This is a genomic window from Candidatus Acetothermia bacterium (assembly GCA_024653305.1).
Lineage (GTDB): Bacteria > Bipolaricaulota > Bipolaricaulia > Bipolaricaulales > Bipolaricaulaceae > JACIWI01.
The window spans coordinates 62,348-64,444 of sequence record JANLFW010000009.1 but is presented as its reverse complement, the minus strand read 5'-3'; the positions used below and the strand labels follow the sequence as shown (position 1 = coordinate 64,444).

Annotated in this window: 3 protein-coding genes; all 3 read left to right on the top strand. The window is 68.7% G+C overall.

The window, feature by feature from the left end; genetic code table 11:
• Positions 1–149: 149 nt before the first annotated feature.
• Positions 150–1,415, top strand: coding sequence for a phosphopyruvate hydratase (gene eno, locus NUV94_04870; protein MCR4392109.1), 1,266 nt, complete (start codon positions 150–152; stop codon positions 1,413–1,415).
• Positions 1,416–1,431: 16 nt separating this feature from the next.
• The gene (locus NUV94_04865; protein ID MCR4392108.1) at positions 1,432–1,677 is read left to right on the top strand and encodes a septum formation initiator family protein; all 246 of its coding nucleotides are present in this window, start codon (positions 1,432–1,434) and stop codon (positions 1,675–1,677) included.
• 1 nt (position 1,678) lies between these two features.
• The coding region (locus tag NUV94_04860) for a PHP domain-containing protein (GenBank protein ID MCR4392107.1) at positions 1,679–2,097 on the top strand (419 nt) is incomplete at its 3' end.

Below are 2,097 nucleotides of genomic sequence, written 5' to 3'. Positions count from 1 at the left end.
TCGTGGGGGACGGGCTTCGGGATGCCCTGGACCCCCGGTTCGGGCATCGGGTGTAGTCGCGGAGACTGCTCCCTTGGACACCCTTCCTTGGCCTTTTCCCCGCGCTCTCGGTACACTCCTGGCGAGGTGACCCAATGAACGGCTTTCAACTGAACACCATCGAGGACGTCTGGGCCCGGGAGATCCTGGACTCCCGCGGCAACCCCACGGTGGAGGTGGAGATCACCCTCGCCGATGGCACCGAGGCCCGGGCGGCCGTGCCCTCCGGGGCGTCCACCGGGACCCACGAGGCCCTCGAGCTCCGGGACGGGGACGATCGGTACCTCGGCAAGGGCGTGCAGCAGGCGGTGCGCAACGTGAACGAGGTCATCGCCCCGGAGATCGTAGGGATGGACCCGCTGTCGCAGGAGGAGATCGACGCCCTCTTGATCGAGCTCGATGGCACCCCCAACAAGTCCAAGCTCGGGGCCAACGCGATCCTCGGGGTGTCGCTCGCCTGCGCCAAGGCAGCGGCGGAGTCGCTGGGCCTCCCTCTCTTCCGGTACATCGCCGGGGCGAGGAGCGGCCTGATGCCGATCCCTCACATGAACGTGCTCAACGGGGGGGCCCACGCCGACAACGGCCTCGCCATCCAGGAGTTCATGATCGTGCCGGTGGGGGCACCCTGCTTCGCCGATGCGCTCCGGTACGGGGCCGAGGTGTTTCACACCCTGAAAAGACTCCTCAAGGCCGCCGGCCACGCCGTGGCGGTGGGCGATGAAGGCGGGTTCGCCCCACGCCTCCCCTCGGACGAGGAGGCCATTCGGTTCTTGGTGCGGGCGATCGAGGAGGCCGGCTACGAGCCGGGCAAGGACGTGGCCCTGGCCCTGGACTGCGCCGCCACCTCCTTCTTCGACCCCACACGGGGGATCTACCGGCTGGGCGGAGAACACCCAGCGGCCGGGCTGGTGGACCTGTACGAAGAATGGGTCAAGCGCTACCCGATCCTGTCCATCGAGGACGGCCTTGCCGAAGAGGACTGGGAGGGGTGGGCCCTCTTCACCCGCCGCCTCGGCGACAAGATCCAGCTCGTGGGGGACGACATCTTCGTCACCAACCCCGAGCGCCTGGAACAGGGCATCCGCCAGGAGGTGGCCAACGCCATCCTCATCAAGCTCAACCAGATCGGCACGGTGACCGAAACGCTGGACACGATGGACATGGCCCACGGGGCGGGCTACGCCCAGGTGGTGTCCCACCGGTCCGGGGAGACGGAGGACGTGTCCATCGCCCACCTCGCCGTGGGCACCGGGTGCGGCCAGATCAAGACGGGGTCGCTATCCCGCTCGGAGCGGGTGGCCAAGTACAACGAGCTTCTCAGGATCGAGGAGGCGTATGAACCGCCAATGGCGTCCTGGCCGTGGTACGAGGCGTAGCTGGCTCCTGCCGGCGATGGGGGTGCTGCTCCTCATCGGCGGGCTGGGCTGGTTGTTCGGAAGCCGATGGGTGGCCATCGAGCGGACTGCAGCCGAGCTCCAGGCGCTGCGGACAGATGTGGAGCGGCTGAGCCAGCAGATCGCCCGGTTGCAGCAGGAGCTGGCGGTGGCCACGCGGCCCGAGGTGGTGGAGCGGGAGGCGCGAAAGCAGCTCCAGTGGGGGTTCCCCAACGAGGAGCGGGTGGTCGTCCTCCGGAGGTAGCATGGCCTTCGTGCACCTGCACGTGCACTCGGAGTACTCCCTGCTCGACGCCACGTGCCGGGTGCGGGAGCTGGTGGCTCAGGCCAAACGGCTGGGGATGCCCGCCCTCGCCCTCACCGACCACGGGGTGCTCTCGGGGGCCATCAAGTTCTACCGGGCCTGCTTAGACGCCGGGATCAAACCGCTCCTTGGCTGCGAGCTCTACGTGGCCCCGGATTCGCGCCACTCGCGGGAAACCGCGCTCGGCCGCTCTCCGTACCACCTCGTGGTCTTGGCCATGGACGCCACCGGGTGGCAGAACTTGCTTGTGCTGGTGAACCGCGCCCACACCGAGGGGTTCTACTACAAGCCGCGGGTGGACCCCCCGCTCCTGGCGGAGCACGCGGACGGGCTGGTCGCCCTGTCCGCCTGCGAGTCGGG